This window comes from Streptomyces sp. NPDC006487, assembly GCF_042870555.1.
Taxonomy (GTDB): Bacteria; Actinomycetota; Actinomycetes; order Streptomycetales; family Streptomycetaceae; genus Streptomyces.
On the sequence record NZ_JBIAHN010000017.1, the window covers coordinates 216,004 to 234,181 of the forward strand.

At 73.4% G+C, this 18,178-nt stretch carries 16 protein-coding genes and 1 other RNA gene; 7 read left to right on the plus strand and 10 right to left on the minus strand.

Annotated features, from left to right (window positions below):
• Position 1 precedes the first annotated feature (1 nt).
• Both ACFYM0_RS29160 and ACFYM0_RS29165 read left to right on the plus strand, forming a co-directional pair.
• Positions 2–1,174 carry an MAB_1171c family putative transporter gene (locus tag ACFYM0_RS29160; RefSeq protein WP_388506514.1) on the plus strand — a complete coding sequence of 391 codons (1,173 nt, stop codon included), beginning with the start codon at positions 2–4 and terminating at the stop codon, positions 1,172–1,174.
• On the plus strand, positions 1,171–1,767 hold the full coding sequence (locus tag ACFYM0_RS29165; protein WP_388506516.1) for a hypothetical protein: 597 nt from the start codon (positions 1,171–1,173) through the stop codon (positions 1,765–1,767). The genes ACFYM0_RS29160 and ACFYM0_RS29165 overlap by 4 nt, the downstream gene beginning before the upstream one ends.
• A 104-nt stretch (positions 1,768–1,871) precedes the next feature.
• On the opposite strand, the gene ACFYM0_RS29170 is transcribed toward ACFYM0_RS29165, so the two are convergent.
• Positions 1,872–2,708 carry a hypothetical protein gene (locus ACFYM0_RS29170; RefSeq protein ID WP_388506518.1) on the minus strand — a complete coding sequence of 279 codons (837 nt, stop codon included), beginning with the start codon at positions 2,706–2,708 and terminating at the stop codon, positions 1,872–1,874.
• A complete protein-coding gene (locus tag ACFYM0_RS29175) occupies positions 2,705–3,487 on the minus strand; it encodes a MerR family transcriptional regulator (protein ID WP_388506520.1) in 783 nt (260 codons plus the stop codon). Before ACFYM0_RS29175 ends, ACFYM0_RS29170 begins: the two co-directional genes overlap by 4 nt.
• Before the next feature lie 78 nt (positions 3,488–3,565).
• Here ACFYM0_RS29175 and rnpB point away from each other — a divergent pair.
• An RNA gene (gene rnpB / locus ACFYM0_RS29180) (RNase P RNA component class A) lies at positions 3,566–3,967 on the plus strand.
• Positions 3,968–4,033: 66 nt separating this feature from the next.
• Here rnpB and ACFYM0_RS29185 read toward each other — a convergent pair.
• From ACFYM0_RS29185 to ACFYM0_RS29200, 4 genes are all read right to left on the minus strand, one after another.
• Positions 4,034–4,402, minus strand: coding sequence for a hypothetical protein (locus tag ACFYM0_RS29185; RefSeq protein WP_388506522.1), 369 nt, complete (start codon positions 4,400–4,402; stop codon positions 4,034–4,036).
• Between the two features lie 215 nt (positions 4,403–4,617).
• Positions 4,618–6,045, minus strand: coding sequence for a bifunctional RNase H/acid phosphatase (locus tag ACFYM0_RS29190; RefSeq protein WP_388506523.1), 1,428 nt, complete (start codon positions 6,043–6,045; stop codon positions 4,618–4,620).
• Entirely contained in the window at positions 6,045–6,788 is a 744-nt protein-coding gene (locus ACFYM0_RS29195) for a zinc ribbon domain-containing protein (protein ID WP_243330412.1), read from the minus strand. Before ACFYM0_RS29195 ends, ACFYM0_RS29190 begins: the two co-directional genes overlap by 1 nt.
• Positions 6,785–7,654 (minus strand): Nif3-like dinuclear metal center hexameric protein, encoded by an 870-nt coding sequence (locus ACFYM0_RS29200; protein WP_388506525.1) that lies wholly within the window; start codon positions 7,652–7,654, stop codon positions 6,785–6,787. Before ACFYM0_RS29200 ends, ACFYM0_RS29195 begins: the two co-directional genes overlap by 4 nt.
• 101 nt (positions 7,655–7,755) lie before the next feature.
• Between ACFYM0_RS29200 and ACFYM0_RS29205 the strand changes: the two genes are divergently transcribed.
• Positions 7,756–10,188: a protein kinase gene (locus ACFYM0_RS29205; RefSeq protein ID WP_388506527.1), complete on the plus strand. Its 2,433-nt coding sequence runs from the start codon at positions 7,756–7,758 to the stop codon at positions 10,186–10,188.
• Positions 10,189–10,447: 259 nt separating this feature from the next.
• Entirely contained in the window at positions 10,448–11,578 is a 1,131-nt protein-coding gene (locus ACFYM0_RS29210) for a hypothetical protein (protein WP_388506529.1), read from the plus strand.
• 109 nt (positions 11,579–11,687) lie between these two features.
• On the opposite strand, the gene ACFYM0_RS29215 is transcribed toward ACFYM0_RS29210, so the two are convergent.
• The 3 genes from ACFYM0_RS29215 to ACFYM0_RS29225 form a co-directional block, all read right to left on the minus strand.
• The gene (locus ACFYM0_RS29215; protein ID WP_388506531.1) at positions 11,688–12,632 is read right to left on the minus strand and encodes a 3-oxoacyl-ACP reductase; all 945 of its coding nucleotides are present in this window, start codon (positions 12,630–12,632) and stop codon (positions 11,688–11,690) included.
• 24 nt (positions 12,633–12,656) lie between these two features.
• Positions 12,657–13,733 carry a Zn-dependent alcohol dehydrogenase gene (locus ACFYM0_RS29220; RefSeq protein WP_266958368.1) on the minus strand — a complete coding sequence of 359 codons (1,077 nt, stop codon included), beginning with the start codon at positions 13,731–13,733 and terminating at the stop codon, positions 12,657–12,659.
• A 63-nt stretch (positions 13,734–13,796) separates the two neighbouring features.
• Positions 13,797–14,669, minus strand: coding sequence for a MaoC/PaaZ C-terminal domain-containing protein (locus tag ACFYM0_RS29225; RefSeq protein ID WP_388506534.1), 873 nt, complete (start codon positions 14,667–14,669; stop codon positions 13,797–13,799).
• A gap of 296 nt (positions 14,670–14,965) precedes the next feature.
• Here ACFYM0_RS29225 and ACFYM0_RS29230 point away from each other — a divergent pair, with 296 nt between their 5' ends.
• On the plus strand, positions 14,966–15,343 hold the full coding sequence (locus tag ACFYM0_RS29230) for a DNA-binding response regulator (RefSeq protein ID WP_388506553.1): 378 nt from the start codon (positions 14,966–14,968) through the stop codon (positions 15,341–15,343).
• 128 nt (positions 15,344–15,471) lie between these two features.
• Here ACFYM0_RS29230 and ACFYM0_RS29235 read toward each other — a convergent pair whose 3' ends face one another.
• Positions 15,472–16,779 carry a cytochrome P450 gene (locus tag ACFYM0_RS29235; protein ID WP_388506536.1) on the minus strand — a complete coding sequence of 436 codons (1,308 nt, stop codon included), beginning with the start codon at positions 16,777–16,779 and terminating at the stop codon, positions 15,472–15,474.
• A 173-nt stretch (positions 16,780–16,952) separates the two neighbouring features.
• On the opposite strand from ACFYM0_RS29235, the gene ACFYM0_RS29240 reads away from it, so the two are divergent.
• Positions 16,953–18,014 carry an amidohydrolase family protein gene (locus ACFYM0_RS29240; RefSeq protein WP_388506538.1) on the plus strand — a complete coding sequence of 354 codons (1,062 nt, stop codon included), beginning with the start codon at positions 16,953–16,955 and terminating at the stop codon, positions 18,012–18,014.
• Positions 18,015–18,178 lie beyond the last annotated feature (164 nt).

The window sequence follows — 18,178 nt, forward strand, 5'->3', positions numbered from 1 at the left end:
AGTGAAACACCTCGAAATCGCCATCCTGGTCATGCTCTGGGCGGTGACGCTCTGGCGCGCCCCCTCAGCCGTCCGGTCGGTCAAACAGCGGGCCCTGTGGACGGCGTTCGCCGCCCTGACCGTCTCCATGACCCTCCGCCTCCCCGGCGTCATGCGCACCCTGGACGACTGGGCGGGGGTCAACAACCTCTCCACCCTCCTCAAGCACTGGCTGGGCATGATCGCGGCCGGCGCGGTGGTCGACTTCGTCGTCGCCATCGCCCGCCCGGAGACCGGCCGCCGACTGCGGGCCCGCCACTACGCCGCCCTGACCGCGATGACGGCCATGGCCGTGCTCTTCGCGTTCTTCGTCCCGCGGCCCCACGAGATGACCGACTTCTTCGAGGAGACTGCCGGCAACGGCTGGGCCACGGTCTACTACCTCCTCTTCGTCGTCTACCTCGGCATCGCCATGGCCACCGCCACCTGGCTCTTCTGGGGCAGCGCCCGGCACGCCAGCGCCCTGTGGCTGCGGACCGGCGTCCGCCTCATGGGCATCGGAACCGCCGTCGGCGTGCTCTACACCCTGCTGCGGGCCGGGTACATCGCGAGCCGCCTCGCGGGCCTCACCGACGACACCAGCGACATCGCCGTCGACAACGTCACCGACGCCCTGAAGTACCTGGCGATCGGCTTCATCCTGATCGGGAGCAGCATCCCCGCCTTCGGCGTGGCCTGGCGCACCGTCCAGGACGGCCGCCACCACCGGCAGCTCCAGCCGCTCTGGCAGGACCTGACCGCGGTCACCCCCGACATCGTCCTGAAGACCGGCCTCCTGCGCAGCCCGCGCCTGCGGCTGTACCGGCGGGTGATCGAGATCCGCGACGCCGCCCTGACCCTGGACGCCTACACCGCCCACGAGGTCCGCGAGCGCGCGCACCGCGCCGCCCTGGAGGCGGGGTTCGACCCTGCGACGAGCCCGGCGGCCGAGGCCCTGTGGATGCGGGCGGCCCGGGAGGGCAAGGCCCGCGGGGTCCAGCCGCTCCACGGCACCCAGGAGCCGGCGGCCGGCGCCGGCATCGACGAACTCGACTTCGCCGCCGAAGTACTGCGGCTCATCCAGCTCGCCCGGATCTACCACTCCTCCGTGGCCGACGAGTTCCTCACCGCGACCAGCCAGGAGGCCACGGCGTGACCGCCGCGCTCACCCAGCCCACCGAGTCCCGATCGGCCCGCCTGGTCACCGACGGGCTCGATCCCAAGACCTGGATCATCGCCGACACCCTCCTGATCGGCTGGCACACCGCCGGCCTCTCCGGGATCTGCTGGGGGCTCCTGGGCTGCCTGTTCGCCGCCGTCATCCCGCTGGCCTTCATCAAGTACGGCATCCGGCGCGGCCGCTGGGCCGACCGGCACGTCGGCCAGCGCCGACAGCGCATCGTCGTGATGGTGTTCATCATCGGCTCGGTCGCCACCGGCATCCTGCTGATGTCGCTCCTCGGCTCGCCCCGCACGATGATCGCGCTGATCGCGGCCATGCTGGTCACCCTCGCGGCCCTGCTGGCCGTGACCCCCGTCTGGAAGATCAGCGTGCACGCGGCCGTCTCCTCCGGGAGCGTCGCCATGCTCGCCCTGACCTACGGGCCCTGGCTGCTGCTCGCCTACCCGCTGGTCGCCCTCGTCGGCTGGTCCCGGGTCGAGCTGAAGGACCACACCCTCGCCCAGGTCCTCGCGGGCACCGCGGTGGGCGCGGCCGTCGCGGCCACCACATTCGCGCTGGTCCGCTAGAAGGCAGGGCGGGCAGCCCGTTTCCGGGCCGTGCCGTTTTCGACAAGACAGGCGCGCACGGGCTTGTCAGGCTCGGCGCACACCGTCGGCACTGCGGCAGCCCGTCACGGGGGTGTGGGCTGCCGCAGTGCGTCGACCAGTGCGCGCGGCTCGTCCGCATGGAAGCGGACGACGCGGGCTTCGGCGCGGGCGCCGAGCGGTCGGCGGAAGGAGAGCGGGCGGACCAGTTCCACGGTGACCGTGGTCTGGCTGCCGACGATCAGGTCGAGCACCCCGTCCTCGGAGAGGGTGACGAGCCGGCCCTCGGGGTAACGCCGGTCCACCCGGACCGATGCCACCGCGTCCGGCGGGACGGTGAGGTCGAAGAGGGCTCCGTAGCGGATCCGCAGGGTCCCGTCGGGGCTCACGACGTGCGGCCGGGTGACGCAGGCGGCGTGCAGCCCGAGCATCAGCAGCACCCCGTACACGTCGAGGACGAGCAGCACGCGGTGCACGGTCGGCCAGGGGATCAGGAAGGCCAGCGCCACCGTCTCGATCAGCGACACGAAGACCAGCCCGTACATCATGGCCGTCTGCGGTCCGGTGTACGGGGCCGCGTGGTCTCCGGGCCGCACCCCGTGCGGCGGCCGCCGCAGCGCCCAGCGGGCCAGCGAGGCGGACGCGCGCAGCTCGTGGAGCACGAGGCGGCGTACGGTCACGGGGACCACGGCCCGTACGGCCTCGCGGCGGGCCGCGCCCGGGCCGGCGCCGCGGGTGCGGGCGGCGGCGTACAGGGAGTACAGGACGCCGGCCTCCAGGAGGAGGACCCCCAGCACCATCACCTCGGCGACGGCGAGGGCCCAGCCGGGCGGTCTCACTCCGGCGCCCACGCACACCAGCAGCGCCAGCTCCAAGGGGAGCACGGCGGCCACCCCGATCCGTGCCGCGCGTATCGCGCTCATTCCCGGCCCCTTTTCGTCTGCGTGGCCCACGTGTCCGTGAAGGCGTCCATCACCCGGCGGACGACCTCCGCCTGCGCCGGGGCGTATTCGGCGAGCAGGGCCTCCAGGAACCCCGGCACCTCCTGCGGCCCGCCGGCCCCGTCCGTCGTCGCCGCCGCCGTCGCCATCGCCGCGAACGCCTCGGGGGGCACCGCGGCCACCAGTTCCGCGGCGAGCGGCCCGATCCGGGGATCGTCCCCGGCCGCGTCGGCGAGCTCGTCGAGCCGCTCGTACAGCGCGAGCACGGCCGGGTCGGCTGCGACCGTCCCGAGCACGGCGTAGAGCTCCTCGCCCACCGCGCCCGAGGCGTCCAGCAGGCTGAGGTGCTCGCGGTCCAGCGCGGCGGACGGCGAGGCCGTCGCGGGCGCCTTCGCGAGCAGCTCGGCGAGGGCGGGCGAGACCGGCTCCGCCTCCCCGGGCGGGGCGGCCAGCAGGACGGCGAGGCGCCGTCTGCGCTCGGCCAGTTCGGCCTGCTGGCGGGCGAGGTCGGCGTCGAGCTCGGCCAGTACCTCGGCCAGCTCGCGCCCCGCGTCGTCCGCGAGCACGTCCCGCACCTCGTCGAGGCTCAGCCCGAGCTCGGTCAGCCGGCGCACCCGGGCCAGCCGGACGGCGTCGCGCACGCTGTAGGCGCGGTAGCCGTTGGGGCGCCGGTCCGGCTCGGGGAGCAGGCCGACGTGGTGGTAGTGCCGGATCGCCCGGGTGGTGACCCCGACGAGCGCGGCGATCTCTCCGATCCGCATGGGTTCCAGTAGAAACCCTGCCGCTGCGTCAAGGTCAAGCCGTGAAGACGCAGCCGGTACGATGGGCCGCACGACAGACGAGTCGGCCGGGCGGCCGCGTCGGGATCCCCGGATCCCGCCGAGGAACGTCCGGGCTCCACAGGGCAGGGTGGTGGCTAACGGCCACCCGGGGTGACCCGCGGGACAGTGCCACAGAAAACAGACCGCCTGGGGCTTCGGCCCCCGGTAAGGGTGAAACGGTGGTGTAAGAGACCACCAGCGCCTGAGGCGACTCAGGCGGCTAGGTAAACCCCACCCGGAGCAAGGTCAAGAGGGGTCGTTCTCGGACGGCCCTGCGCGAACGTTCGAGGGCTGCCCGCCCGAGTTCGCGGGTAGACCGCACGAGGCCGGCGGCAACGCCGGTCCTAGATGGATGGCCGTCTCCCCGGCGACCGCGAGGTCACCGGGCGACAGAACCCGGCGTACAGGCCGGCTCGTCTGCCTCCTCCCCTGACCTGCGGAAACGCAGACCAGGGGAGTTTTTTTATGCCCCGGTATCCGGCCCCGCTACGCCTCCCAGTGGGCCCCGTAGCGGGGCCGGTAGGGCTCGATGGACGTCTCGGGGTCGTGGAGGGCCGCGCGGCAGGCGGTACGGGCCCGTGCGCGGGCGGCTCGCTCCGCGAGGTTGGCGGCCTCGGAGAGGGATCCGCCGAAGGCGCAGCAGTACCGCCAGCTGTCGAAGGCGCGGCGGACCTCCCGCGGCTGCGGGCGCCGGCCCTCCTTGGCCGCGGTACGGAGCTCGGCGGCGGAGTACCGCAGGCTGCGCAGGTCGACCCGGCGCCAGGGACCGGTGAAGCCGGTGTGCCGCGGGGCGAGCGCCTCGCGCTGCGCGAACGGGGTGCGCGGGGCGGGTACGTGGTGGGCGGTGCGGGACAAGGAGAGCCTCCAGCCGCACCCCAGGGCCTTCCTGGGGGTGCTACCGGAAGCCGGACGGGTACGGCGGCACGGGTGGCTCGCTCCCTTCTCCGGACCTCACCTGACGTCGCCTTTTCTACCAGACGGCGGCGCCTCGCGGCTCGGCTCGGGGATGAGCAAGAGGCCCCCCGCCCGGTCCGGGCAGGGGGCCTCGTCGTGCGGCCGGGCGCGGCGGCTCAGCGCAGGTGGGACGTGTCGTTCAGCAGGCGGACCGAGGCGTTGCCGTCGGCGTAGTAGGCGACCGCCGACAGGGAGGCCGCCGACAGCTCCATGCGGAACAGGGCCTCCGGCGGGGCGCCCAGAGCGAGGCGGACCAGGATCTTGACCGGCGTCACGTGCGAGACCAGCAGGACGGTGCGGCCCGCGTACTCGGCGAGCAGCCGGTCCCTGGTCGCCGAAATGCGGCGGGTGGCCGAAGCGAAGCTTTCGCCGCCGCCCGTGGGGGCGGCCTTCGGGGAGTCCAGCCACGCCTGGAGGTCCTCGGGGTGGCGCTCGCGCGCCTCGGCGAAGGTCAGCCCCTCCCATGCCCCGAAGTCGACCTCGCGCAGGCCCTCTTCGACGGTGACGCTGAGCCCGAGCCGGTCGGCGACGGCCTGCGCGGTCTCCCTGCAGCGGCGCAGCGGGGAGCTGATCACCGTCTCGATGGTGCCGCGCGCGACCAGCGATTCCGCGACGGCGGCGGCCTGGCGGCGGCCCGCCGCGGAGAGCTCCGGGTCACTGCCGCCGCTGCCGGAGAACCGCTTCTGCGGGGTCAGCGCGGTCTCTCCGTGGCGCAGCAGCACGAAGGTGGCGGGGGGTCCCATGTCGGGGCCCCAGCCCTGTCCCGCCGCGGGGGCGGTGACCGTGACGGATGCGGTGCCGGTGGCCGTTCCGGACCCGGTGCCCGACCGGGAGCCGGCGGCGGCGGTGGTGGCGGTGGCGGACCCGGTCCCCGTGCCGGTGGTGGTGCCGCCCGCCGGCTCGGGGAAGTCGCTGAAGAGGGTGTCCGGCCCGGTCGGGGCGGAGGCGGGGCTCGCGCCGTCAGCAGCCGCGCCCGCGCGGGTCCTCGTACCACCGCCGGAGGCGAGCGCGGCACGTACGGCCGCGGCGCCCGCTGCGGCGTCGCCCACGGGGCCGGCCTGCGGCGGAGTCGCCAGGGCGCGGGCCGCCGAGGCGTCCAGGGCCGCCGAGGAATGGGCGGGCTCCCACTGCTTGCCGCGCTTGCCCGCGTCCATCGCCTCGTTCGCGAGCCGGTCCGCGTGCTTGTTCTTCTCGCGCGGAATCCACTCGTACGTCACCTGCGCGCGCGGCATGACCTTCGCCGCCTCCGCCGCGAGCGGCTTCATGTCCGGGTGCTTGATCTTCCAGCGGCCCGACATCTGCTCGACGACGAGCTTGGAGTCCATGCGTACGAGGACCACCGCGTCCGGGTCCAGCTCGCGGGCGGCCTTCAGCCCGGCGATGAGGCCCTTGTACTCGGCCACGTTGTTCGTCGCGACGCCGATGTACTCCGCGCGCTCGGCCAGCGTCTCGCCCGTCACCGGGTCGAGGACGACGGAGCCGTAACCGGCGGGCCCCGGGTTGCCCCGGGAGCCGCCGTCGGCTTCCACAACGAACCGCGGCATCAGATGCCCGAGTCGGCCATGCGGACCAGGATGCGGCCGCAGCTCTCGTGCCGGACGATCTGGTCGCGGGCGGCGGCCTTGATCTCGTTGACCTCGGCGAGGTCGAGCTCCAGGCGGCAGCCCTCGCAGCGGCGCTGCGACAGGCGGGCGGCGCCGACGCCGCCCTGCTTCACGCGGATCTTCTCGTACAGGGCGATCAGCGCGGCCGGCATCGTGGTGACGATGACCTCGCGGTCCTTGGCGATGCCCGCGACCTCGGCGTCGATCTCGCCCGTGGCGGCGTCCCGGCGCGCGGTGGCGTCGACGAGCTTGGCCTCCAGCGAGGCGACGCGGTCGGTGAGCTCGGTGACGCGCTCCTGCGCACCCTCCAGACGCTCCATGACCTCCAGGACCACGTCCTCCAGGTCGCCCTGGCGCTTCGCGAGGGAGACGACCTCGCTCTGCAGGTTGGCCAGGTCGCGGGCGGAGATGCCGACGCCGGTGTCCAGGCGGGCCTGGTCGCGGGCGGCACGCTGGCGCACCTGGTCCACGTCCTGCTCGGCCTTCGTCTGCTCGCGGGCGGCGTCGGTGGCCTGCGTCTGGGCGGCGACGAGGAAGTCGCGCTGCTGGGCGAGGTCGCTGGTCAGCGAGTCGACCTCGGCGTGCTCGGGGAGCATCTTGCGCTTGTGGGTGAGCTGAGACAGCCGGACGTCCAGGGCCTGGACGTCGAGAAGTCGGATCTGGTCGGCGGGCTCGGCGTTCAGTTGGGGGCTCCAGGGTGAGAGGGGGACGTCAAAGGGGATGTCACGGACGGCGCGTGCGCCGTCCACGGGTCGGTGGCCGTGCGCGAGACGTGGGTCCGCAGACCCCAGCCGTTGCGCTCGGAGATGGCGTCGAGCTGGGCCGCGGCCTGCTCGCACCAGGGCCATTCGGTGGCCCAGTGGGCGGCGTCGACGAGGGCGAGCGGGCTCTGCTCGCGGGCCTCGGACACCGGGTGGTGGCGCAGGTCGGCGGTGACGTACGCGTCGACACCGGCGGCCCGGACCTGCGCGAAGAGACTGTCGCCGGAGCCGCCGCTGACGGCCACCGTGCGGATCATCGCGTCGGGGTCACCGGCCACGCGGATGCCCTGCGCGGTCGGCTGGAGCCAGGCGGCGACGCGCGCCGTGAACTCGCGCAGCGTCTCGGGGCGGTCCAGCTCGCAGAGCCGGCCCAGGCCCCGGCGGCCGTGGGGGTCGCTCGGATCGGGGACCAGCGGGCCGGTGACGCGCAGGTCGAGGGCGCCGGCGAGGGCGTCGGAGACGCCCGGGTCGGCGGTGTCGGCGTTGGTGTGGGCGACGTGCAGCGCGATGTCGTTCTTGATCAGCGTGTGCACGACGCGGCCCTTGAAGGTGCCGGCCTCGACGGTGGTGGTGCCCCGCAGGTAGAGGGGGTGGTGGGTGACGAGCAGGTCGGCACCCAGCTTCACCGCTTCGTCGACGATCTCCTGGACGGGGTCTACGGCGAACAGCACCCGGGAGACCTCGGCGTCGGGGTCGCCGCAGACGGTGCCGACGGCGTCCCACTCCTCGGCCCGCGAGGGGGGCCACAGAGCGTCCAGCGCGGCGATGACTTCAGAGAGACGGGGCACAGGCCAAGGCTACCGTCCGTGGCGACCGGCCCCGGTCTTCCCGTCCCATCCGCGGGCCGATGCGGATACTGTCTGCGGCGGCAGGGGAAACGGGGGGATCCATGCGTGCCGGAGAAGTGCTCGACGCCCGATATGAGCTGGTCCGGCGCCTGGACGTGGGCGGCATGGGCGAAGTCTGGGAGGGCATCGACCGGCGCATCCGCCGCAAGGTCGCGATCAAGCTGATCCGCGAGGAAGCCGATCCGGCGCTGGTCCCCGAGCTGGTGTCCCGGCTCGGCCGGGAGGCGACGGCGGCGGGACGCCTCGCGCACCCCCACATCGTCGCCGTGTACGACTACAACAGCGTGGCGCAGGACGACGTACCACTCGTCTACATCGTGATGGAGCTCGTACGGGGCCGCTCGCTCGCGGAGGAGCTCGCGCAGCGGCTGCCGACGCTCCCGCAGGCACTGGCCTGGGCCGAGCAGATCGCGCTGGCCCTGGAGTCGGCGCACGGGCCGGAAGCGGGGGTGGTCCACCGGGACCTCAAGCCCGGCAACGTGATGGTCACCTACGGCGGGCTGGTCAAGCTCCTCGACTTCGGGATCGCCCGCTTCCTGGAGGACAACGACACCCACCACACGAAGCTCACCGGCGCCCGGATGGTCGGCACCCCGGCCTACATGGCGCCCGAGCAGTGCGAGGGCCGGCCGGTGGACGGGCGGACCGACCTGTACGCCCTGGGCTGCCTCCTCTACACGATGCTCACCGGGCGGCCGCCCTTCACCCTGGACCGGGGCCTGCTCCAGGTCATGTACCAGCAGGTGCACGAGGTACCGCCGCCGCCGAGCGCGTACCTGCCGGTGCCCCCGCCCGTGGACCGGCTGGTGATGGAACTGCTGGCCAAGGATCCGGCGGACCGGCCCGCGGACGCCGCGGAGGTGGTGGACCGGCTGCGCACGCTGAGCCGGACGCTCGCCGCGGCGGCCGCGCCCACGGGGGCCGGGGCCGCCGGTGCGGGGGCGTACGTACCGACCGAGCCGGACCTGCCGCCCCCGCCTCCTCGTCCCTTAACCGATGGGGAGGACGAAGAGGCAGAGGAAGGCGAAGAGGACGAGGACGAAGTACTGGAGGGCGAGTACGCCGATCCCGACCCCGGCGAGGCCTTCGGCGCCCGGATCCGCGCCGCCCTGGTGGAGCGCGGCCGGGTGGCGCGCGGGGAGGACGATCCCGGGATCGCGCGGATGGCGCTGGGCGAGCTGCTCGCCGACACCATCCGGCTGTTCGGCGCCGGGGACCCGCTGACCGTGGAGTTCGGCTTCGACCTGGCCTGCGCCTGTGCCCGCGACGGACTGTTCGGGGAGGCCTCCGCGCTGCTCGGCGAGATCGTGCCGCGCATGGAGGCCCTGCACGGGCCCGAGGACCGCCGCACCCTTTACGCCCGCTGCCTGCTCCCCTGGTACCTGGCGGGTGCGGGCGCCCTGCGCGAGGCCGCCGGGCTGTACGCGGACATCGTGCGCGATCTGCGCCGGGTGCTCGGGGAGACCGACAGCCTCACCCTGCACACCCGGTACCAGTACGTCACCCAGCTGGCCAGGGCCGGCGACGACGTGGGCGCGGTCCAGCTGTGGCTGTCCCTGATCCCGCGGCTGGATTCCGAGCAGCGCACGGTGGGGACGCTGGGCGCGGACGCACGGCGCGAGCTGTGCGACGCGGTCCTGCGGCTGCGGGGGAATCCGGAGGCCGCCGCCCGGCTGCGGGTGCTCGTATCCCAACTGGTGGGGCTGCTGGAGGACGGGCGGGAGGAGACGTACGCGGCCCGGATCGTGATGGCCGGCTGGGTCGCCGACGCGGGCACCGCGCAGGAGACGCTGCCCACCTGGCGGGTGCTGATCAGCGACTGCACGGCGGCGCTCGGCGAGGACCATCCGCTGACGCTGCTGGCGCGGTTCCGGCTGGCCGAGCACACCGAGGGCGCGGGCCGCCCGTCGGAGGCGCGGGCGCTGCTCGTCGAGCTGATGCCGACGCTGTACGCGCACCAGGGGCCTGCCGGGGAGCTGGTGCTACGGGCCCGCTACCTGCTGGCGCTGACCGCGCGGGCCGTCGATCCGGCGGCGGGCCTCGCACAGTGGGAGGAGCTGGCACCGGATCTGGAGGCGCTGCTCGGGAGCGGGGACCGGCTGACGGTGGACGCCTGGTTCCGCCTCGCACTGGCGCTGTCCGCGAGGGACCGGCCGGCGGAGGCGCTGCGGCTCCTGGACGCGGTGCTGGTGCGTCGGGCCGAGCTGTTCGGGGCCGACGACCCGCTCACCCTGCGGGGGCGGTACGCACAGGTGGCGGGGCTGGCGGCGCTGCACGGGGAGGCGGTGGCACGGCCCCGGTGGCGGGAGCTGCTGCCCGAGGTGACCCGGGCGCTGGGCGGCCGGCACGCGCTGGCCCGCGAGGTGCGGCAGCGGCTGGGTCTCCCGCCCGAGCCCGGGCAGCCACGTCCGGTGGACCTCCTGGACCTCCCGGACCTCCCGGACCTCGGCGCACGGACCGCCCGTGCCACCTGACGCGCGGCTCCCCCGGTCGGGGGCGGCCGGGCTGGTGCCGGCTCCTGAGGACGGGGAGCGGGCCGGGCAAAGACCGGAGAAGCCGGTTGGGTGTACCTAACGCGGCCCTCACCCCCAAACGCCCCGATATCGCACAGCACAAGCGCCTCCCCTTCCACAGAGGAATCGCCACCCGGCCACCCGTATGTGTGAAGCGGGGATTGTCGCGTTGTCCGAGGGGAAGCGCGATCACTACCTTCCTCGGCGGAGGTGTCCGCAGATGACTGTCTGTGCCATCGAGAAGACCAGCGCGACCCCGTTCACCATCGCCGCGGACGGGTCCTACGCCGCCCGGCTCGCCGGGGACGGCGAAGCTCGATTTCCGGAGCGCTGGACGCTGACCGGTCCCGAGCCGTACGCGGTGCCCCTGCCCCTCGCGCAGCCCGAGGAGGCCGACAGCGAGGTGCTGCCGCTGGCCGACGGGCGGGTGCTGATCCACCGGCGGGTCGCGGAGCGGCACGGCTTCGCGCTGCTGTACCCGACGGGCGGCGGCGAGGCGGGCGCCGGGCCCCGGACCGGGGAGCTGCAGCTCGGCGCGGTCCCGGCGGCCGACGGCGTACGGGTCACCCTGCTGCCCCCGTCCCCCGACGGGCACGGGGCCTTCGCCGTGGCCGTGGGGCCCGCCTCGACCACGGTGTGGCAGGTGGCCGGGGTCCCCTTCGGGCCGGAGCGGGTCGCCCGGATCCCGGGGCGGTGTTCGGGCGGGGTCTGGCTGGACCGGGCCGGCCGGCTGCTGGCGCTGGACCGCGAACTGGACGGCCCGGGCGGGCCGGTGACCAAGGCGGTGGCCGTGGACCTGCGGCGGGGCGGGGAGATCTCGCCGCTGCTCCAGATCGCGGAGGCCAGCGACGACCGGCTGCTGCTGGCCGATCCCGACAGCGGGCTGCTGCTGATCCGTTCGGACGCGCCCGGCGAACCACGGCTCGGCTGGGGGGTCCTGGGCAGCGCCCGCCCGGTGCGCTTCCCGGAGTGCCTGCGGGCCGTCGGGGCCTCGGCGACGCCCTTCGCGGTGCAGCCGGGTCAGGTGCTGATGCCGGAGAGCTGCGGGGTCGCCCTGCGTGTGGACGAGGCCGGTGACGGCTACGGCGGCTCCGTGGCCGGGCTGGCCCTGTGGCGCCCCGCGGACCGGCACGTGTTCCGGCTCGGCGCCCCGGCCGGCTGGCTCGGCGGAACGGGCCGCTGGACCCCGGAGGGCCGCCTGCACCTCCCGTACGCCACCCCCGAGGTCCCGTGCGGACTCATGGGCATGACCCTCCCGCTCTCCCCGCCCCCGCCCGTGCGCCTGGACCCCATCCCCCTCCCGCCCGCGCCCGCCCGCCCGGTCCCTTTGCAGCAGGCCCCGCTGGGCTGAGGCCGGTTTCCTGGCGTCCGCCGGAACCGACGCCGGGCCCGGGGTGAGGAACCCCGGGCCCGGCGCGTGAATCCGTACTCCTGGCTGCCGCTGGGGGCTGCCCGCCCCGTCAGCCGTCGTGCTTGAGGCCGAGGACTTCCGCTGCCGCGAAGGTCTCGTTCGCCGGGCGGGAGTCGTAGTGCGGAGTGAGGAGCCCGTCGAGCTCCTCGTAGGAGAAGGACTCCTTGGCGGTGTCGAACTTCGCCGCCACCTTGGGGCGTTCCATGACGACCACGATGCCGCCGTGGACCACGAACAGCTGCCCGTTGGCCTTCGCCGAGGCCGGGGAGGCGAGGTAACCGACCAGCGGGGAGACGTGTTCGGGGGCGAGGGCGTCGAGCTTGCCCTCCTCCGGGACCTGGAAGCCCGCGAAGACGTCCTCCGTCATACGGGTACGGGCGCGCGGGCAGATGGCGTTGGCCGTCACCCCGTACTTGGCGAGGGCCAGGGCGGTGGACGTGGTCAGGCCCACGATGCCGCCCTTGGCCGCCGCGTAGTTGGGCTGGCCGGCCGAGCCGCCGAGGAAGGCCTCGGAGGAGGTGTTGATGATCCGGCCGTAGACCGGCCCGCCGGCCGCCTTGGAGCGTTCGCGCCAGTGCACGGAGGCGAAGTGGGTCGTGTTGAAGTGGCCCTTGAGGTGGACCCGGATCACCGAGTCCCACTCCGGCTCCGACATCGAGAAGACCATCCGGTCGCGCAGGATGCCCGCGTTGTTGACCAGGATGTCGAGCTTGCCGAAGCTGTTCACCGCCAGCTCGACCAGCTCGCGCGCCTGCTCGAAGTCGGCCACGTCACCCAGGTGCGCCACCGCCTGTCCGCCCGCGGACCGGATCTCCGCCGCGACCTCCTCCGCCGGAGCGGCCGAGGCCTCGCCGGAGCCGTCGCGGCCGGGCTGCCCGAAGTCGTTGACGACCACGCTCGCGCCGAGCCGGGCGAGTTCGATCGCCTCGGACCGGCCCAGGCCGCGGCCCGCCCCGGTGACGATGGCGACGAGTCCCTCAAGTGGCAGTGACATCCGTACGGTTCCTCTCGAAACGGGTCAGAGTTCGATGCAGGTGCGCAGGGCGACGCCCGTACGCATCTGGTCGAGCGCGTCGTTGATCTCGGCGAGCTGCACGCGGTGCGTGATCAGGCCCGCCAGGTCCACCCGGCCGGCCCGCCACAGCGCGATGGTGCGCTCGTAGGAGCGGAGCACGTCACCGCCGCCGTACATCGACGGCAGGATCTTCTTCTCGTCGAAGAAGAGGGAGAACATGTTGATCGAGTAGTTGTCGTCGAGCGCGCCGGCGCCGACCACGACGACGGAGCCGCCGCGGCGGGTCATGTCGTAGGCGGTCTTCGTGGTCGCGGACTTGCCGACGACCTCGAAGACGTAGTCGAAGCCCTCGCCCGCGGTGATCCGGTTCTTGGCGTCGGCGAACTCCTCCGGGGAGACCGCCTCGGTGGCGCCGAAGCGCAGCGCGGCCTCGCGCCGGGAGGCGACCGGGTCGACGGCGATGATCTGGGCCGCGCCCTGCACCTTGGCGCCCTGGATGACGGAGATGCCGACGCCGCCGCAGCCGATGACGGCGACCGAGGAACCGGCCTCCACCTTGGCGGTGTTGATGGCCGCGCCGAGTCCGGTGGTGACTCCGCAGCCGATCAGGGCGGCGATGTCGAAGGGGACGTCGTCGGGGATCGGTACGGCGCAGCCCGCCGGGACCACCATCTCCTCGGCGAAGGTGCCGGTGCCGGCGAAGCCGAAGATGCTGCTGTCACCGCGCTGGAAGTTGGGGGTGGCCACGTTGCCGAAGGCCTCCAGGCACAGGTGGCCCTGGCCGCGCTTGCAGGAGGGACAGTGCCCGCAGGGCGGGAGCCAGCAGACCAGGACCCGGTCGCCGATCTTGTGGCTGGTGACCCCGTCGCCGACGTCGGTGATCACGCCGGAGCCCTCGTGGCCCGGGATGAAGGGGGCGGGCTGCGGGAGGACGCCGCTCATCGCGGAGAGGTCGGAGTGGCACAGGCCGGTGGCCTTGATGCGGATCTTGACCTTGCCGGGGCCGAAGCCCACGGCCTGCATGTCCTCGACGACTTCGAGCTTGTCCTGGCCTATCTCGCTCTGGAGTGCTGCGCGCACGGTGCGGCTCCTTCTGGGTGTCTGCGGCTGCGGGGTTTCGCGTGCTTCGGCTGCCGGATCCGCTCAGCCGTGTTCGACGACGGTGTCGGCGAGGACCGGGGCGTCGTCCCGGTCGGCGGCGCTCACCGCGACCAGGACCCGGCCGGGCTCCTGCCACATCCGGATCCGCAGGGTCTCGCCGGGGAAGACGATCCCGGCGAAGCGGGTGCGGTAGGCGCGGACACGGGACACGTCGCCGTCCAGGACGGTGTCGACCACGGCCTTCAGGGTCATTCCGTACGAGCACAGGCCGTGCAGGATCGGCTGGTCGAAGCCGGCCATCTTGGCGAACTCGGGGTCCGCGTGGAGCGGGTTCCAGTCTCCGGAGAGGCGGTACAGCAGGGCCTGCTCCTCGCGGATCTTCCGCTCCTCGATCCGGTCGGGCGCCCGCTCGGGCTGCTCGGCCTTGACGGAGGGTCCGCGGTCGCCGCCGAAGCCGCCCTCGCCGCGCACGAAGATCGATGCGTCGGAGGTCCACAGCGGCCCGTCGGCGTCCGCGACCTCGGTGCGCAGCACGATCACGGCGGCCTTGACCTTGTCGTAGACCGCGGCGACCGTGGCGGTGGAGGCGGCCTCCCCCTTGACCGGGATGGGCCGGTGCAGCTCGATGGACTGGCTGCCGTGCAGCACGTTGGCGAGGTTGACCTCGATGCCGGGGGCGGCGAGGCCGCCCATCATGGCCATGCCGGCGCCGGCGACGGTCGCGAAGCTCGGGAGCACGTGGAGCTTGGACTCCAGGGTGTAGCGCAGCTCGTCGGGGTCGGTGGCGGCCCCGGGGTTGTTCGGGGAGGTCCCCGCGCCGAGTCCGAGGTGGTAGAGCTGGATGTCCTTGTGGTCCCAGGCGATGTTCCCCTTGCGGGGTTCGGCGGCGAGGGCCTTGGCGGCATCGATCGGCATGGGCGTGCTGCTCCCTGTGTTGGAAACACCGTCTTCGGGACACCTGCTGTGAAGCACCGGCTGTGGAAGCGCGATGCCTTGGAAGACCTCGGCGCGGCCGTCCGCACCGTCGGCCGCACCGAGGTCGTATGCGGGACCCGGCACTCTAGAACGCGTTCTAGGTTGCCCGGTGAAGGAATGTATAACGCACGCCCCAGCAGTTGGGAAGACTCCTGACTCTCTGTCAGACTCACTTCTGCCGCGGTGCGTTACACCGGTACGGAACACTTCGCCCCTACCCTGGCCGGGTGGATGAGATGCCCGTTCCCCTGCGCCCCGCCCGGTCCCTGCGGGTACTCCTGGACCCGCCGAACCGGGCCCTGGCGGTCCTCCTCGGCCTCCAGCCCGACATCGAGGTGGTGGCTTCGGCGCCGGCCCGCCCTGCGGTGGCGCTGACGGAGTCGGTGGAGCGCGTCCCGGTGCTCCTGGCGGAGGATCCGGAATGCCGGATCCTGGTGATGACGGGCTCCGCCCACCCGGGTCTGGCGGAGGCCGCACTCGCCGCAGGCGCGGCGGGCCTGGTCCTGCGCGACGGCCCGGTCGAGGACCTCGCGGACTGCATCCGCCGCGCCTCCCGCGGGGAGTCGGTGGTCGACCCGGCGCTGAAATCCCCACAGGCGCCGCAGGCCTCGTAGGCCCGCCCTCCCCGCAGGCCCCGTAGGCCCTGCCGGACATGCGTCCGCCCCGCGGATCCTCACGGAGGACCGGCGGGGCGGGGTGCGCGTACGAAGGACGCCCGGGACACAGGAAGGGCGGAGGGGGCTCAGCCGGGGGCGGGCGCCGTCCAGTCGTCGACCGTCCGCGAGGGGTCCAGGGCGACCGGCAGCTTCTCCAGCCCGCGGAAGGCCGGGAAGGGCCCCTTGAGCCAGTCCTCGTGACCGGCCTCCGGGGTGGCCAGGACCATGTCGGGGAACCGGTCGAGCAGGGCCGTCAGCGCGGTCTCCAGCTCCATGCGGGCGAGCGGGGCGCCGAGGCAGTAGTGCGGTCCGTGACCGAAGCCGAGATGGGTGCTCTGCAGCCCCTTGCGCGTCACGTCCAGGGTGTCCGGATCCGCGAACTTCTCCGGGTCGCGGTTCGCGGAGGAGATCGCGATCTGGACCAGGGAGCCCCGGGGGATGGCGACTCCCCCGATCTCCAGGTCCTCCAGGGCGTAGCGGAACGTGGAGGTCTCCACGGAACACTCGAACCGGACCAGCTCCTCGATCGCCTGGGGCAGGAGCGCGCGGTCCTCCCGGACCAGCGCCAGTTGGTCGGGGTGGGAGAGCAGGGAGAACACCGCGTTGCCGATCTGGTACGTGGTGGTCTTGTGACCGGCGAAGAGCAGGACCCACATCATCGAGACGAGTTCGTCGTCGGACAGGGCCCCGTCCTCGTGCTGCGTCTGGATCAGCACGGTGAGGAAGTCGTCCGCCGGTTCCTCGCGCTTGCGGGCGACCAGGCCGAGGAAGTAGTTCCGCAGCCAGTGCTCGGCCTCGGCCAGGTCGGCGGCCATGTCCTTGCTGAACCGGGAGCGCGTCACCTGCCCGAACCACTTCAGGACGTCCGTGCGCTCGTCCCCGACGATGCCGAGCAGTTCACAGATGACCATGACGGGGAGCGGAAGGGCGAAGGAGGCCATCAGGTCGACCGGGGTGTCCGTCGGACACTTGGCCAGCAGTTCGCCGGCGAGCTGCTCGATGCGCGGGCGCAGGAGCTTGACGTGGCGCGGGGTGAAGGCCTCGTGGGCGATGTGCCGCAGCCGGGTGTGCCGAGGGGGGTCGGCGAAGATCAGGTTGTCGTCGAGGGCGTCGCAGGTGTCCCCGAAGACCGCGTGGTAGATGTCGATGCCCTCGTGCATGTCCTTGCCGATGCGCGGATCGGACAGCGCGAGCCGGGCGTCCTCGTACCGGGTGATGAGATACGTGTCCACCCCGTGGCGCGTGGTCAGCTTGCCGACGGGGGCCTGCTCCCGGAGCGACCGGTAGACCGGGTAGGGGCACGTACGGTACTCGGGCGTGCCCATGGAGACGGCCGCCAGGGCCTCGCCTACGGGGAGGCCGTCGCTCACTGCCACTGCGGGTTCGGTCGTCACGGGCTCAGACCTCTCGTGGGGCTCGACTGTCCAGCCACCTCACTCCCTCGGCCCGCGGCCCGAATAACCTCCGTTACCCCGTTCGGGCCCGAAACTACGCCCGCCTGAGCGGATCGCCCGGGTCCCCGACCCGTCCCGCGCACACCGGCGCGGCCCCGCCATAGGGTCCCCCCATGCCGGACACCCCAGACCTCGCAGACCTCGCACACCTCGCAGACCGTGCGGACCTCACCCCGCCGGACGACGGCAGCCGCGACAGGATCGACGTCCACCACCACTTCTGCGCCCCGCAGTGGCTGGAGTGGGCCGAGGGCCAGGGCCTGGTGAACCGGAAGGCCCTGCCGCCGTGGGCGCGCTGGGATGCCGCGGCGGCCCTGGACCTGATGGACCGGGCGGGGATCGCCACCGCAGTCCTCAAGCCGATGCTGCCCGCGCGCTACGCGACGTCCGCGCAACTGCGCGAGGCCACCGCCGTCACCCTGCGGGCGGCGGCGGAGGTGACGGCCGCCCATCCGGGCCGCTTCGCGTTCCACGCCCCGCTCTTCCTCGACGACCCGGAGGTCGCGCGCTGGGCGCTGCGGCGCGGGCTCGACGAGCTGGGCGCGGTGGGGGTGAACGTCACCGCGAACTACGGGGGCGTCTACCTGGGCGACCCCTCCTACGACCCGCTCTTCGCCGAACTCGACGAACGCTCCGCCGTCGTGGACACGCACCCGCACAACCTGCCGCTCCCCGGCGGGGCGCCGGGCGGGGGGCCGGGGGCGGTGGCCGTGCCGGGGATCCCGAACTTCCTGTGCGACTTCCTGCTGGACACGACGCGGGCCGCACTGAACATGATCCACAAGGGCACCCTGGACCGGTTCCCGAACCTGTCGGTGATCCTGCCGCACGCGGGCGGCTTCCTCCCGCACATCGCCACCCGTGTACAGGCCTTCGCGGGCGCGCTCACGCCGCCCGTCGACCCGGCGATGGTCCGGGACCACCTGCTCCGCTTCTACTACGACACGGCCGGGCCCATGTCCCCTGCGGGCACCCTGCTGACGATGGCGAGCCCCGACCGCATCCTCTTCGGCAGCGACTGGCCCGCCTGCCCCGCGGAGATGGTCACGGACATCGCCCTGCCGGCGCTGGCGGGTGACCCCGCGCTGTCGTCGGCGCAGCAGCGGGCGGTCAACCGGGACAACGCGGTGCGCTTGATGCCGAGCTTGGCCCCACTGAGCGCTGCGCGCGTCTGAGCAGGGCGTCCCCTCCACCCTGTCCGCTGCGCGGGGCGGAGTCCCCGACCCGCCCTTCCACCGTTCCCAGGCCCGGCCCTGACCCGGTCCTCAAACGCCGGACGGGCTGGGGAGGGGTACCGGGCTGCGCCCGGACCCCCTGGGGCTCCGCCCCAGACCCCGGT

Coding starts and splice junctions, on each gene's coding strand:
- ACFYM0_RS29170 (WP_388506518.1), bottom strand. CDS start 2,708: ATGAGCGCGATACGCGCGGCACGGATCGGGGTGGCCGCCGTGCTCCCC.
- ACFYM0_RS29175 (WP_388506520.1), bottom strand. CDS start 3,487: ATGCGGATCGGAGAGATCGCCGCGCTCGTCGGGGTCACCACCCGGGCG.
- ACFYM0_RS29190 (WP_388506523.1), bottom strand. CDS start 6,045: ATGCCGCGGTTCGTTGTGGAAGCCGACGGCGGCTCCCGGGGCAACCCG.
- ACFYM0_RS29205 (WP_388506527.1), top strand. CDS start 7,756: ATGCGTGCCGGAGAAGTGCTCGACGCCCGATATGAGCTGGTCCGGCGC.
- ACFYM0_RS29210 (WP_388506529.1), top strand. CDS start 10,448: ATGACTGTCTGTGCCATCGAGAAGACCAGCGCGACCCCGTTCACCATC.
- ACFYM0_RS29215 (WP_388506531.1), bottom strand. CDS start 12,632: ATGTCACTGCCACTTGAGGGACTCGTCGCCATCGTCACCGGGGCGGGC.
- ACFYM0_RS29225 (WP_388506534.1), bottom strand. CDS start 14,669: ATGCCGATCGATGCCGCCAAGGCCCTCGCCGCCGAACCCCGCAAGGGG.
- ACFYM0_RS29230 (WP_388506553.1), top strand. CDS start 14,966: ATGCCCGTTCCCCTGCGCCCCGCCCGGTCCCTGCGGGTACTCCTGGAC.
- ACFYM0_RS29240 (WP_388506538.1), top strand. CDS start 16,953: ATGCCGGACACCCCAGACCTCGCAGACCTCGCACACCTCGCAGACCGT.